The 12,233-nt window shown below is 67.8% G+C and carries 11 protein-coding genes; 4 read left to right on the top strand and 7 right to left on the bottom strand.

Annotated features, from left to right (window positions below; translation table 11 throughout):
- The first annotated feature begins 438 nt into the window (after nt 1–438).
- Nucleotides 439–1,062 carry a DUF6000 family protein gene (locus VIU94_RS01640; RefSeq protein ID WP_331906705.1) on the top strand — a complete coding sequence of 208 codons (624 nt, stop codon included), beginning with the start codon at nt 439–441 and terminating at the stop codon, nt 1,060–1,062.
- Between the two features lie 59 nt (nt 1,063–1,121).
- The gene (locus tag VIU94_RS01645) at nt 1,122–1,397 is read left to right on the top strand and encodes a hypothetical protein (RefSeq protein ID WP_331906707.1); all 276 of its coding nucleotides are present in this window, start codon (nt 1,122–1,124) and stop codon (nt 1,395–1,397) included.
- Between the two features lie 13 nt (nt 1,398–1,410).
- Here the strand turns inward: VIU94_RS01645 and VIU94_RS01650 are convergent, their stop codons facing one another.
- From VIU94_RS01650 to VIU94_RS01675, 5 genes are all read right to left on the bottom strand, one after another.
- A complete protein-coding gene (locus VIU94_RS01650) occupies nt 1,411–3,531 on the bottom strand; it encodes a tyrosine-type recombinase/integrase (RefSeq protein ID WP_331906709.1) in 2,121 nt (706 codons plus the stop codon).
- Nucleotides 3,532–3,903: 372 nt separating this feature from the next.
- Complete coding sequence (locus VIU94_RS01655) at nt 3,904–5,025, bottom strand: tyrosine-type recombinase/integrase (RefSeq protein ID WP_331906711.1); 1,122 nt, start codon at nt 5,023–5,025, stop codon at nt 3,904–3,906.
- 464 nt (nt 5,026–5,489) lie between these two features.
- Nucleotides 5,490–6,497 (bottom strand): hypothetical protein, encoded by a 1,008-nt coding sequence (locus tag VIU94_RS01660; protein ID WP_524540617.1) that lies wholly within the window; start codon nt 6,495–6,497, stop codon nt 5,490–5,492.
- Between the two features lie 169 nt (nt 6,498–6,666).
- Nucleotides 6,667–7,730, bottom strand: a protein-coding gene (locus VIU94_RS44875) for an IS630 family transposase (protein ID WP_422664584.1) whose coding sequence is annotated in 2 segments (ribosomal slippage) — nt 6,667–7,283 and nt 7,283–7,730 — 1,065 coding nt in all. Because the reading frame shifts where the segments join, the coding sequence is not laid out codon by codon here.
- A gap of 782 nt (nt 7,731–8,512) precedes the next feature.
- On the bottom strand, nt 8,513–8,836 hold the full coding sequence (locus tag VIU94_RS01675; RefSeq protein ID WP_331906715.1) for a hypothetical protein: 324 nt from the start codon (nt 8,834–8,836) through the stop codon (nt 8,513–8,515).
- A gap of 238 nt (nt 8,837–9,074) precedes the next feature.
- Here VIU94_RS01675 and VIU94_RS01680 point away from each other — a divergent pair, with 238 nt between their 5' ends.
- Nucleotides 9,075–9,431 (top strand): hypothetical protein, encoded by a 357-nt coding sequence (locus tag VIU94_RS01680; protein ID WP_331906716.1) that lies wholly within the window; start codon nt 9,075–9,077, stop codon nt 9,429–9,431.
- Nucleotides 9,432–9,657: 226 nt separating this feature from the next.
- On the opposite strand, the gene VIU94_RS01685 is transcribed toward VIU94_RS01680, so the two are convergent.
- Together VIU94_RS01685 and VIU94_RS01690 are read right to left on the bottom strand one after the other, a co-directional pair.
- Nucleotides 9,658–10,776 (bottom strand): fatty acid desaturase family protein, encoded by a 1,119-nt coding sequence (locus VIU94_RS01685; protein ID WP_331906718.1) that lies wholly within the window; start codon nt 10,774–10,776, stop codon nt 9,658–9,660.
- A 7-nt stretch (nt 10,777–10,783) separates the two neighbouring features.
- A complete protein-coding gene (locus tag VIU94_RS01690; RefSeq protein WP_331906720.1) occupies nt 10,784–11,839 on the bottom strand; it encodes a ferredoxin reductase in 1,056 nt (351 codons plus the stop codon).
- 87 nt (nt 11,840–11,926) lie between these two features.
- Here VIU94_RS01690 and VIU94_RS01695 point away from each other — a divergent pair.
- Nucleotides 11,927–12,233 (top strand): RsbRD N-terminal domain-containing protein (locus VIU94_RS01695; RefSeq protein WP_524540618.1); only part of this gene is annotated, 307 nt, incomplete at its 3' end.

Raw genomic sequence — 12,233 nt, forward strand, 5'->3', positions numbered from 1 at the left:
GCGTCCTCGCCCACGGCCTCACCGCGGACCCCCTGGCCAAACGCTACGGCCCCCGCCTCGCCCCACCACAGGAAGCCCCAGCACCGGGCACACCGGCCGCACCGGCCGACATCCCCGAACGACGCCTTATCCGCCGCTCCCAGACCCACCACCCGCCCAAAGCGTAGGAACCCTTTTCCCAAGTCCCTGGGCCGGCGGGCTCGGCAGCCTGGCAGCAGGCGGCCGCCCGACGCCCTGTCCGTCCGCACTCACACGACGTTTGCTGAGCGGGTGCGGGACGACACTCCGCCCGGCAGCCACGGTCCGCGCCGCGTGGTCACATTGGGGTTGACCTGGAGGACGGGGCAGCGGATGCAGGCTTCTCTGAACTAGCGATCGCTACTCGAGGATCTGTGTAAATCGTTGGCAGCTGGGTCCTCGCCGGGCAAGGATGCAGCCATGCGCTATGCCAGCACCGACCCCGAGCTCATGGACCTGGTCCGACGATTCGTCACGCCCGGCCGGCGGTACCTGCGGCTGGGTGGAAGCTCGCTGCGGTTGAGCGGGCCTGAGCGCGACCTTTTCATGAGGGAGCTGGTCGAGGCTGCCGGGGAGATCACTCCCGCTGAGCTCGGCATCCTTTTCGAAGGCGGTTGGCGAGAGCGTAAGACTGCCTCTTGGCTGGTTGTTATAGCTGGCAGGACCGAGTTCCGCAGCCGTATCGGCGAACTCTTGCTGGCCAGCGGAGGCCCCTACGGCGGGTCCTACTGCATCGCCCTTGCCGCTTTCGGCACCAGCGCGGACGCCGATCTGGTCTGCAGATACCTTGATCGCTACTTGCCTCAACCCGACCTCGTCTACGACCAGACCTTTGCCCTCAGCACACTGCTTCACCTCGATGCCGTCCTTGGGACCGAGCGAGCATCCCGATACCTTGCCGCCGGTGGCCTGTGGCAGCAGTGGACCGATGCCACGTCGAACATGGTGCGGGATCCGCAGGAGTACCGGCAGGTCGTAGACCAACTCTGTTCTTTCGCCAGCGAGTGCGCTGAACTCTTCGCCAGAATGGAAACCAGGCGCTGATCCTCCCGGCCTGACCGCTGGACGCCGACTGCTTCGGACCCCTCGGTAGAGTCTGGGCAATGACAGGAAACCAGGGCCGCTGGCCAAAGAACGACCAGGATGGTGGCATCGAGGACGTGACACTCCTCATCCTGGAATGGCTGGGTGAGCAGGGCGTGAATGCCATGATCAGGATTGACGCCGAGAGGGGGGCTGATAGCGCGCCGGCGTGGACGTTCGCAGCCAGCGGCGGTCCCTTGGAGCATGGCATGCGTGCTGATGGGAGGACGGTGCAGCAGTGCATGTCCACAGCCCTCTCTCAGCTGCGCGAGGCTGGGCTGTCGACTCCGTTTTGATCCTCGTCTTCGCTCATCTCTGGCTTCGATCATGACGTTGGTTTCGGCGTCTCAGCGATTCCTCCGGACCGGCTGAAGCCCGGCATGCCGAGCTGGACCGCAGCCGATGTCTCTCGGCTAGTGCGTCGACCTGGGCGAGCTTGTCTTTGGCACCGGCCAAGCTGACACGAAGCCCCTCAACCTCACCGAGCCAGCCTTCGCGCTCGGCCTCGGCGATGCGAGCGACGAGGTTGTCGTGGATCTCCTCCAACCGGCCGCGCTGGGCCGGGTCCGGCCGGAGAAGCGAGCAACGAACGCAAGCGTGTTCATGAACACAAGGGCTTGAAAAGGCGCGACCGCAGGTGCCAATGGAGACCTTGCGCTTCTCGAAGTGCGCGAGAAAAGCGTCCCATTCCTCCTCGGTCGGCGTCCGATACTCTTCGCTGGGCCGACTGGCCCGGCGACGGGCGATGAAGGCGCGGTGGGCCTCGATGGTCTCGGCTGGGTAGATCGCCTTGTAGCCCATCGTCGTATCAAGACTCCGATGCCCGCAGAGCACTTGGGCGATGTGCGGTGGCAGACCGTTCATGATGGCGTCGGTCACGAAGATCCTGCGGAAGTCGTGCGGGGAGAAGACGAGCGGTTCGCCGGCGGCGTCGGTCAGCCCGGTGGCGGCCAGCGCGTTAATCAGAAGCTTGCGGAGCGCGGTCGGGGTGAAAGCGCGGTGCTCGGTGCCGATATCGCGCTGGAACAGCAGCGGCATCGGCGGGTGCCAGACCCGCTCGTGGACGTCGTAGGAGGTCACCAGCGGGATCGCACGGCTGCTTCCTTGCAGGCGGCGGATGATCCTGGAGAGGACATCCGCCAGTTCCGGGCTGACGAGCAGAAGCCGTTCGCTGTCGGTCTTGGAAGGTGCGACCTGTAGCAGGGGCACGACTTCGCCGGTGCTGGGGAGCCGGTATTCGGTGATGCTGTGGTGGGTCAGCTCCAGGAGCTCCTCGTTGCGGATGCCGGTCAGGCGTAGGACCTCGATCGCGGCGAAGGCCCAGAAGGCTTCGGTCTCCTCGTGGGTGAGGTTCCGCCGCCGCCCGGTCGAGGTCTCCTCGGCCCAGGTCAGGTGCCCGGCGGCCTTGGGCGCGACGGCTCTGCGCAAAGTTCCGGAGGTGTCGGGGATCAGGTCTCCGGGCGGGGTGTGCTCGGCGGCGGCAAGTAGTTCGGCTGCGGCGCGTCGCCTGCGGTCGACGGTCTCGGTCAGCACCGGCAGGAGGGGTAGCCGTTCGCGGGTGCGCTGATCCATCCGGGCCTTGCGGTGTTTGCGGTCTTTGGCCTTGCTGATCTCCTCGTCGCTGATGGGGCAGGGCACTACCCATGGCGCCCAGCGGGCCGGCTCTTCCGCAGCCCAATGGGCGATGTCGAGATAGAAGGCGCGGACGCGGATGAGCTCGTCTTTGGCGTTCAGCCTGGGGCTGGCGACCTCGACGGCGGTGCCGTCTGGAGCGGTCGTGGTGCGCTTCTTGGTGGCGATGTCCGTCTTCCAGGCGCGGGCCAGTGCTGGTGGCAGCCGCAGGGAGTCGATGTCTGGTGAGAGCGCTTCGATCCGGGTCCAGAACAGCCCGGCCAGCGTCCGGGACACCGCGTCCAGGCTGGTGTAATCCAGCGACGGCTGCCGTTCGCGCAGGTAGTCCACGATCAGGTTACGGATCGGGCGGCATCGGATCGGATAGCGATCCACGAGTTCTTCGATGCTCAGTCGGCCGGCGGCAAGCCCGAAGGCTCGGATCGTGGCCGGGGCGTCCTCAGGGAAGACTCCCAAGACCCGCAGCCGAAGGTAGAAGTCGACTTTGCGCTGACCCCCACGGACATGGACCCGACGCAAGGCGTCGACCAGCTCCACGCAGTCGCCGACAGTGATGCTCGCGATCGTCCCGCCCTTGCAGGCCAGGAGCATCGCGATCCGAGTCGCCGCGATGGTGGCGTCGCCTCGGGCGCTGGTTGGCCCGGTCTCGGCCAGCTTTGCCAGCCTTGCAAACCCTTCGGGGTCGCGGACCTCGGCCATGACGTGGGCCAGGTGCTTGTGGGTACGGGTGAGCATCCAGGCCAGGTCGGGACGGATGACGTCGCCGCAGACCAGCATCAGTAGCCCGGAGGCGCTCATACGACGGCGACGGTCCACTCTGGCGCAGGAAGCGCAGCGGGAGGTCTGTCCAGTCCGCGCCGGGGATCTCCTCGGCGCGGCTGGCTTTCCATCGCTGCTGCCAGGTATCCCCTGGGAGGCCGGACAGCCAGCGCAGAAGTTTGGCGACCCCGCGCCGTCGTCCGGCCCGGGTGGCGTTGGCTGCCGGCAAGAACGGTGGCGCCGTCAGCCGATGCAGCACCATATCCGCCGACTGCGCTGTCACCGGCCACCACGCTTCCGCGGCGCGGGGCGGAAACCGTTCCCGCAGTACGTTGTTCCGTGCCCGGGCCTGTTCGGCTGTTGCATTTGCGGTCTGCAGTTGTCGGCGCGTCGAGTGCTTCGTGGTGATGGTCATGATGACCGCCCGAACAGCACGTCCAAGGCTTGCGGGTCGTAGCCGGGTGCCGGGGGCGGCGGCACTGGCTCGGCGTGCCGGTCTGCCTGCCGGGCGTGGTGGGCCAGCACCTCGGCCACGACTTCTTCCTGGCGCGGCGCGAGGTAGATCTCGGTCGTGGTCAGATGCGCGTGTCCGAGGACCCACTGGGCGTCGGTCAGCGTCAGCGCCGGGTCGCGCACCATGCGGGCGGCAGCGCTGTGACGAAGGTCGTGAAGGGTCCAGTCCGCACCGAAGGTGGCGTTTACCCGCTCGAACATGCGGTGGGCGCCGTGATAGGTCAGCGGCTGAAACGGACGCCGCAGCGTCCACCACACTGGCAGCGTCCGGCCCCGCGGCACCAGCCCGTGCAGCTCCTGCTCGTAGAGCCGCAGCCACACGAACGCATCCGCCGAGGCCGGCACCTGCTGCCGTGCCCGGGAGCCCTTCCGCACAACGCTGATCAGCTGCTGCCCTGGGTCCACGTCGCACTGCCGGACGCCGATCAGCTCCGAGGCCCGGACACCGCTGGAGATCCAAAACGCGATCATGGCCCGGTCCCGGTTCGACGGCAGCGCCGCGAACAGCGTGTTGAACCACTCATCCGGGATCGAGCGCGGAATCCGGCGCGGAACCGTGGGCCGATAGCGGCCCGTCCGCTCCGGCGCCCAGGCGTCCATCGGGTTGTGGTGTGCGTGCGCGCGGCCGGCACGACGCGCCAAGTCCAGCGGGAACGGGTTGAGCAGCGGCCCAGATCCGGCATCACGGTGCAGGTCATAGAACCTGCGCAATACCGTCTCGCTGTGAGCGACGGTCGACGGGGCATAGCCGAGCCCAGGGCTCGTTTTCCCGGTCACCGGATTCGGGGCGCCGACGATACGGGCTGGCCGTCGCCTGGCCGCGGTCGCTCGCGGCTTGACCGTCAGCTGGATCCAGCAGCTGAAATCCCGAGCGTCCACGCGCGTCGCTCGATCCCACGACACCTCAACCGCGCGCAGGAACCGCCACCACCGCAGCAGGTCCATGCCATAGGAGCGGACGGTCGCCGCCGCCTTCCCGGCAGCGAGCAACTCCTGGAAGAACGCCGCGACCGGTGTCACGGCCGCGCCGTCGGCGCCGACGAGCCGCTAGGGCTCGTACCGGTCGCCGGTCTCCACCAGCCGACCCCACCGAGGAACGGCCAAACTCGACAGATCCCGCTCGGGCACACGATCGTTCATCACGACCGCAGACCGTACTGGGCAACAACCCCACCTGCGCCCTGAACTGCACAATCAACGTGGTTCGTTCAGTCAACGGGGCGTGCTCGTGGCGGCAGGGTGTCCCGTAGGGGCGAGCGCAGTTGCCGAGCTCGACCTTCCGTTTGTCGAAGTGTTCTTCGAACTCGGCCCATTCCTCGGCGGTGACGTCGCCGTATTCGCCCTCGGGCCGCTGGGAACGCCGATGGTCAAGGTACTGACGTTGAATGTGTGATGTCGGTCAGCCACGTGTGGCCAGTTCTGGTCCCAGCTGCGACTCGGTCTATGACTACGCCGTCTACGTCGAACCCAACGCCTCTGACGGGTCAGCATCCTCGCTCGTAGATCGCCCGCAGCCACGGTTCCCTGACGGCGGGAATCCGCGCGAGCGTGTACCGGAACGCCTCCCTGGACGGCTGGAACGGGTACCACGCGTGCGGCGGCAGCGGGTCGTCCCGCTCCACGCCTGCCGGCAGCCCGCCGACCACAGGCAGCCGGGTGCGGTGCGGCGGGAAGGCCAGCTCGGCCCAGAGCGCGGCATCCACAGGTACCGGCATCGCCCCGGTGCGCGGCTGCCACACGTCTCCGGTCTGCGGATGGACCGGCACCAGCACCAGGTCCGTGGTCGGCTCGCCGAACCCCGGTCCCGCCAGGTCCAGCCGCTTCGCACCTTCCCCGGCGGGCAGCAGAGCGCCGAGTGCCCGGCCGAGGAGCTCAGCGACCGGCCCGGGTGCCACCTCAACCGGGGCGCCTCCTGCGGCCACCACCACTTGGGCGAGAGCCACGCCCGCCGGGATGTCCCGGTACTCGCTCAGCCGGTGCCACAACGCGCCGGTGGCCAGCAGCTCCGCCCAGCCCATGACCGGCCGCTCCGGCGGTCCGGGCAGCCGCACCACCGCCTGTGGGAGGAGCCGGACGACCTGCCAGCACCCGCAGTCGTCCATCCTCGTTCCGACCGGAAGATCGCAGCCCAGGCAGGCAAGGTTCGGCCCGTCCCTCCCGTCGATCCCCATGCAGTAGCCCCCGGCCCGCTCGAGGATCAGCCGCGTGCCGCGCATGTCGCCGGGCGAGAGGAGAACGGTGTCCGACGGTCCGTTGGACAGGGCGCCGTACCGCGCGAAGCGCCCCCGCTTTGCCGCCTCGCGTGCCCCGACCTCGTCCCACTGCTGCCACGGCGGCCCGTACGGCGCGGGGTCGACGGCATAGGACCCGGCCTCCAGCAGGGGCGGGTACAGCCTCTCCCAGTGGGTATCGGCCAGGTGGATCGGCAACGCCACCTCCGACACCACCGCCGTCAGGACCGCACCGCAGCCCGCACACCCGAACACCGCCAAGCTGTCCCCTCCCACCGTCGAAGCCCCTGCATCCCACCAAGCAGGCGGACCGGGGAGCAAGGGATTTTCTGACCACGCTGAATGCCTCCACCGATGGGGCAGCGCGGGCCTCAACGTCCCGGGCACATCCTCAGGAAGCTGGCCGCTGAACGTGATTGGGACCCGTCAGTCAGCCGTCCGTGATCAGGCCGGTGCTGGCGAGACAGCCGTCGAGTAGGTCCCGGCGGTACTGGATCTGTTTGAGCCGGCGCTTCAATGCCCGTGTGATCTGGCTTAGGTCAGCTGCGGCAAGGTTGCCGATGTCGCGCTTGACCAGCGACCAGATGCCCTCCTGTGGGTTCAGATCTGGGGCGTAGGTGGGCAGCTGGAACACGGTGAGCCAGTCGGTGTTCGCCTCGATGAACTCCCGCAGGGGCTTCGTGAGGTGAAGACGGACGTTGTCCCAGACCAGCACAATCGGACCGCCGAGCTGGATGCAGGCGCGGACGATCAGGTCGCGGAAGTCCTGCCAGCCGAAGCCCTTCGGTTCGTCCGTGCGGCCCCGGTACTCACGGATCCGGTAGATCAGTCGGGAACGTTCGCCGGGTCTGTAGCAGACCATGCCTGCCATAGACACCCGTCCGGAGCCCCGACCGCGAACTCGGACAACGGGCGTATGGCCGACCCGCCCCCAGGTCGTGGCACGCGGCGGCGTCATCGACTGGCCGGCTTCGTCCTCGAAGACAATCCAGCCGTTGCAGGCCGCCACGGTGCTCTTACCCGCGGCCAGACCTCCCTCTTCCACAGCTCCACCGCCGCGTCGTCGCGCTCGATTGCCCGACGTGCAGGCTGCTGCCACGACCAGCCATGCCGCTTCAGCAGCCGCCACGTGCCCTCAACCGTGTACGACACGTGGAACAAACGGCCGATCAGCGTCTTCACCCGCGCCAGCGTCCACCGCTGGTCCGCCCAGCCATGGACCAGCGGCCCGCGCTCCAACTCCCGCTCCAAAGCTTCCACCTGGGCCGGCCCCAGCCTCGGTCGCCCCGGCGATCCCTTCGGCAGGACCCCGGCCTCACCGCGCTCTCGCCACTGGCGTCGCCACCGCTCCACCGACCGCTCACTGACCCGCAGGGCAGCGGCGATCTCCCGGTTCTTCTCACCGCCCTCGAAGCGTCCCACGGCCTGCAACCGGATCCGCTCCCGCGCGGCCCTCCCTGCATCGGTCAACCCACCGCCCTGCGCGTATCTCACGCCCAACAGCTACCGAAGCCGTGGTGCCGCTGTCAGGCGAAAAGCTCCGACATCACCCAATCAAGTTCAGTAGCGCTGGTAGTGGCCGACGACGTCCTCGGCGAAGACCGCTAATGGTGGAGTCGGGTATTGGAACCGCCCGAATGCCCTGCTGGGATGGTCATGATCCGCACGTCTGGATCAGAGAGACAAGGACTCCTGCCGGATCATGCAGAGGGCGGGCGCCATGTGACGACGCGACGTGTGCCAGGGTCGACGGGGTCCGTCTGTGGCCACTCCAGAGACCCGACCCGACGCGCCCCACACGTGCACGTCCTCGGCCGACTACTCCCCCACCGCAAAGGGTGCCGGGGGTGCAGCTGGCCAGCTGCACCCCCGGCACCTGAGTCAGGCCTCTACAGACGGGACTTCGGCGGATCCCCGACGGGCGCGCCGGCTTTGTACAGGGGAACGGGCCTGGCTCACTTTCCGTGGAGCGTGCGCGTTGAGCGACGGTTGTCGGGTGAGCCTTCAAGTCGGAGAACCGCTCCAACGTCGGCACCGACACGATCGTCTCGTTCGGCTTCACCGCACCCGGTACGGGCCAATTCCAGGCAACTTTCCGAGGCCTCGGTTCCCGGCTTCCAGTACTCCTTCGGGCGGAAGTCGAGGCACCCGCCCTGGAGTTCTGGGGTCGTCGAAGGCCACGTCAAGCGGATCAAGATGCTCAAACGCCAGATGTTCGGCCAGGCCGGCTTTCGTCTCCTGCGCAAGCGCGTCCTGCTCTACTCGTGAAGCACAGGTCAGACCGCATCATCAACGAGGCCGAAGCCTTCCGGGAACCCTTCCAGGAACTCCCGTCGCGCGGGGTCGGACTCGGCTTCGGCCATCGTCCCGAGCAGGTCGGTCCATTCGCTCCGCTGGTCGCTCGACAGCTGGCTGACCAGGTGGGCGACACCCTCCAGGCCCTTGGCGGCGTCGTCCGGATCCATCTGCTCGCCTTCACTGCCCTCGATGAACCACAGGACATCGACCAAAGCCTCGGCCAGAGCGTGGGTCAGAGACGAGTACACGGGCATCAAGGCGAACTCCCAACAGGTCACGGCAGCAGAGTCCAGCCATCCCACCTCACCACCACTGACATCACACTCAGTCAGCCCTCCGCGGAAGGTGAGCCGCAACCCGAGAATGGGCAGCAGATGTTCACCACTTCGGGCTCTGGCACAACTTCCGTGAATCCCCCTCGGCCGGGCTCCCGTCAGCCTCGATGCAAGTCGTGTCGGCACCCGGTGTCGGGCCCGCCCGGGCCGGGTATGCCCCGCCCTGGCAACACCCAGCAGCGGGCGGGGCAACAAGGGGGGTGCGATGAGACGCGGGAGCGTGGACAAAGGCTGTCTGGGCATCGGGCTGGTCCTCCTGCCCTTCGCCCTCGGGCTCGGGTATGTGCTGGTGATGGCGGCCTGGCGGTTCGGACGCTACCTCTGGACCACAGGCGGGCCACGGCTCGCCGAAGGCGACCCGGCAGCATGGGCCGTCCTCGGCATGGTCCTCTTCCTCACCGCGGTGATCGCCCTCATCCACTGGCACGCCGGCCGCGACGGCGGACCCAACCCCGTTCCCGGCCGGGCCGTCCATCAAGGGGAAGATTGGTACTGGGAACCCGAACCGATCGAATACCCACCCGAACGGAACACCGGCACCCGACCCCCACCCACCCCATAACCCGACCCCACCCACCCGACCCCACGCACAGAACACCGCCCCCAGCGACACACCCAGCCACCATGAGGACACGACGCACCAGCTCACGGGAGCGCAGCCCGGACACCGGGCGGACCGGATCCCGTGTCGTACGGTCTGATGTCGCGGCCGCCCTCCGTCCGCAACGGATCTCACCGAACCGGCGGTGCCGCCGGTACGGCCGAAAGATCTGAACCAATACCGGGAATCAGGCCGCGACGAGCTCCTGCTCGCGGTCCGGCGTCTTGACCTTGGGCTTCTTGTTCGGCAGCGAGAGCCGGAAGACCTTGCGCCACGCGGAGAACACCTGCTTGGGCAGCGGCCCGGTGACGTACTCCAGCTCGTACTTTTCGAACAGCGCGCGCACCTTCACCGCGACCTCGGCGTACCGGTTGCTCGGCAGGTCCGGGAACAGGTGGTGCTCGATCTGGTGCGACAGGTTGCCGGTCATGAAGTGCATGGCCCTGCTGCCGCTGATGTTCGCCGAGCCCATCATCTGGCGCAGGTACCACTGGCCGCGCGTCTCGCCCTTGATCGACCGGCGCTCGAAGACCTGCACGCCCTCGGGGAAGTGCCCGCACATGATCACCGAGTGGGACCAGATGTTGCGGACCAGGTTCGCGGTGAACGTGGCGGCGAGCGTGGTGAGGAACGACGGGCCCGACAGCAGCGGGTGGATCACGTAGTCCTTGAGCACCTGCTTGCGGATCTTGCGGCCCACGGCCTTGGCCTGCGCGCGGAACTCCGGGTTCTTGCGGCGGCGCTTGTGCAGGTTCTTGCCGAGCTCCAGGTCGTACGCTGCGATGCCGTACTCGAAGAAGCAGGCGTTGAGGAAGTTCCACAGCGGCTGGCCGAGGTGGAACGGGTGCCACTTCTGGTCCTCGTCGACGCGCATGATGCCGTAGCCGAGGTCGTTGTCCTTGCCGATCACGTTGGTGTACGTATGGTGCAGCTCGTTGTGCGAGTGCTTCCACTGCTCGGACGGTGAGACGTGGTCCCACTCCCAGGTGGTGGAGTGAATCTTCGGGTCTCGCATCCAGTCCCACTGGCCGTGCAGGATGTTGTGGCCGATCTCCATGTTGTCCATGATCTTCGCGACGGACAGCCCGGCGGTGCCGAGCAGCCACGCGGGCGGGAAGATCGAGAACAGCAGCACGCCCCTGCTGACCAGTTCGAGCTTGCGCTGCGCCGAGATGACCTTACGGATGTAGGCGGCGTCTTTCTCGCCGCGGCTGGCGATCACCTCGTCGCGGATCGCGTCCAGCTCGCGGCCGAGCTCCTCGATCTGCTCCGCGGTCAGGTGGGCGGTGGGGTCGATGGCGGTCAAGGCGCTCCTACCGTTCGATGTCGCAGGGGCCCGCAGCGGCGGACACGCAGGTCTGGATGAGGACGCCCGGTTCGGCCTCGGTGATCTCGCCGGTGCGCAGGTCGCGGACGGCGCCCGCCTTGAGCGGCGTGATGCAGCCGAAGCAGATGCCCATGCGGCACCCGGAGGGCATGAGTACGCCGGCCTCCTCGCCGATGTCCAGCAACGGCGTGGCGCCGTCCGCGTCGACGGTCTTGCCGGTGGCGCTGAACGTGACCTCGCCGCCGTCGCCGGCGACGACGATGCTGGGGCGGAAGCGTTCGGTGTGCAGGCGCTCTTGTACGCCGTGCTCGGTCCAGTGCTCGTCGGCAGCGTCGAGCAGGGCCGCGGGCCCGCAAGCCCAGGTCTCGCGCTCGGCCCAGTCGGGCACGAGTTCGTCGAGACGGGCGATGTCGAGCATGCCGTCTGTGTCGGTGTGCACCTCGGTGAGCCGCAGCTTCTTCTCCGCGACCAGGTCGTGCAGTTCCTTGCGGAAGATCACGTCTTGCGGCTGTGGCGCGCAGTGGACCATGACGACGTCGTCGAACTCGATGTCGCGCAGCATGCCCATCACGGGCGTGATGCCGCTGCCGGCCGTCAGATATAGCACCTTGGCGGGCTTGGCCTGCGGCAGCACGAAGTCACCGGTCGGCTGGTCGAGCTGGATCAGCGTGCCCGGTTTCGCCCTGCGGACCAGGTGGTTACTGACCTTGCCGTCCGGGATCGCCTTCACGGTGATCGTGACGCGGCCGTCCTGGCGGTTTGTCGGCGAGGTGAGGGAGTAGGCACGCCACAGGCGCACCCCGTCGACGTCGACCCCGATCCGCACGTACTGACCGGCTGTGTGGCCGCGCCAGCCCCGTCCCGGCCTGATCACGATAGTCGCGGCGTCACCCGTCTCGGGGTGCACGGCCTCGATGCGCCCACGCAGGTCAGCGCCCGCACGCAGCGGGCTGACCAGGTCGAGGTAGTCCGACGGCAACAGCGGCGTCGTGACCATCTCCAGCAGTTTCCACGCCCTGCTGCGGAGGGCTGCACTCGTCATGACTCCAGCTTGCTGCGCCTCAAGGCGTAAAGTCCTGACCACAGGACGTAAATCTGGCTGGCTGAATTGTTCGCAGGGAATAGAAACGTGAGCCATGCAATCCAGAGGGCCAGCGAACTGGCCCTGGACGAGACGACGGTCACAGCACTGCGGGCCGCGCTGAAGACCACCGCCGACGAGGTCGTCCAGGCGATCATCGACGAGGTCCCTCCCTACGCCAACGCCCTCTCGGGCCACATGGGCGCCACCATCCGCCGAGCCGTCCGCACCGCCCTGGGGCACTACCTGGACCTCGCGAGCGGGAACGCCACAGGCGGTGACGCCGGTGACGCAGCCTACGAGCTGGGCCGCGGCGAGGTGCGGAGCGGCCGTTCGATGGACGCCCTACTCGGCG

It is taken from the genome of Streptomyces sp. (assembly GCF_036566765.1).
Lineage (GTDB): Bacteria > Actinomycetota > Actinomycetes > Streptomycetales > Streptomycetaceae > Streptomyces.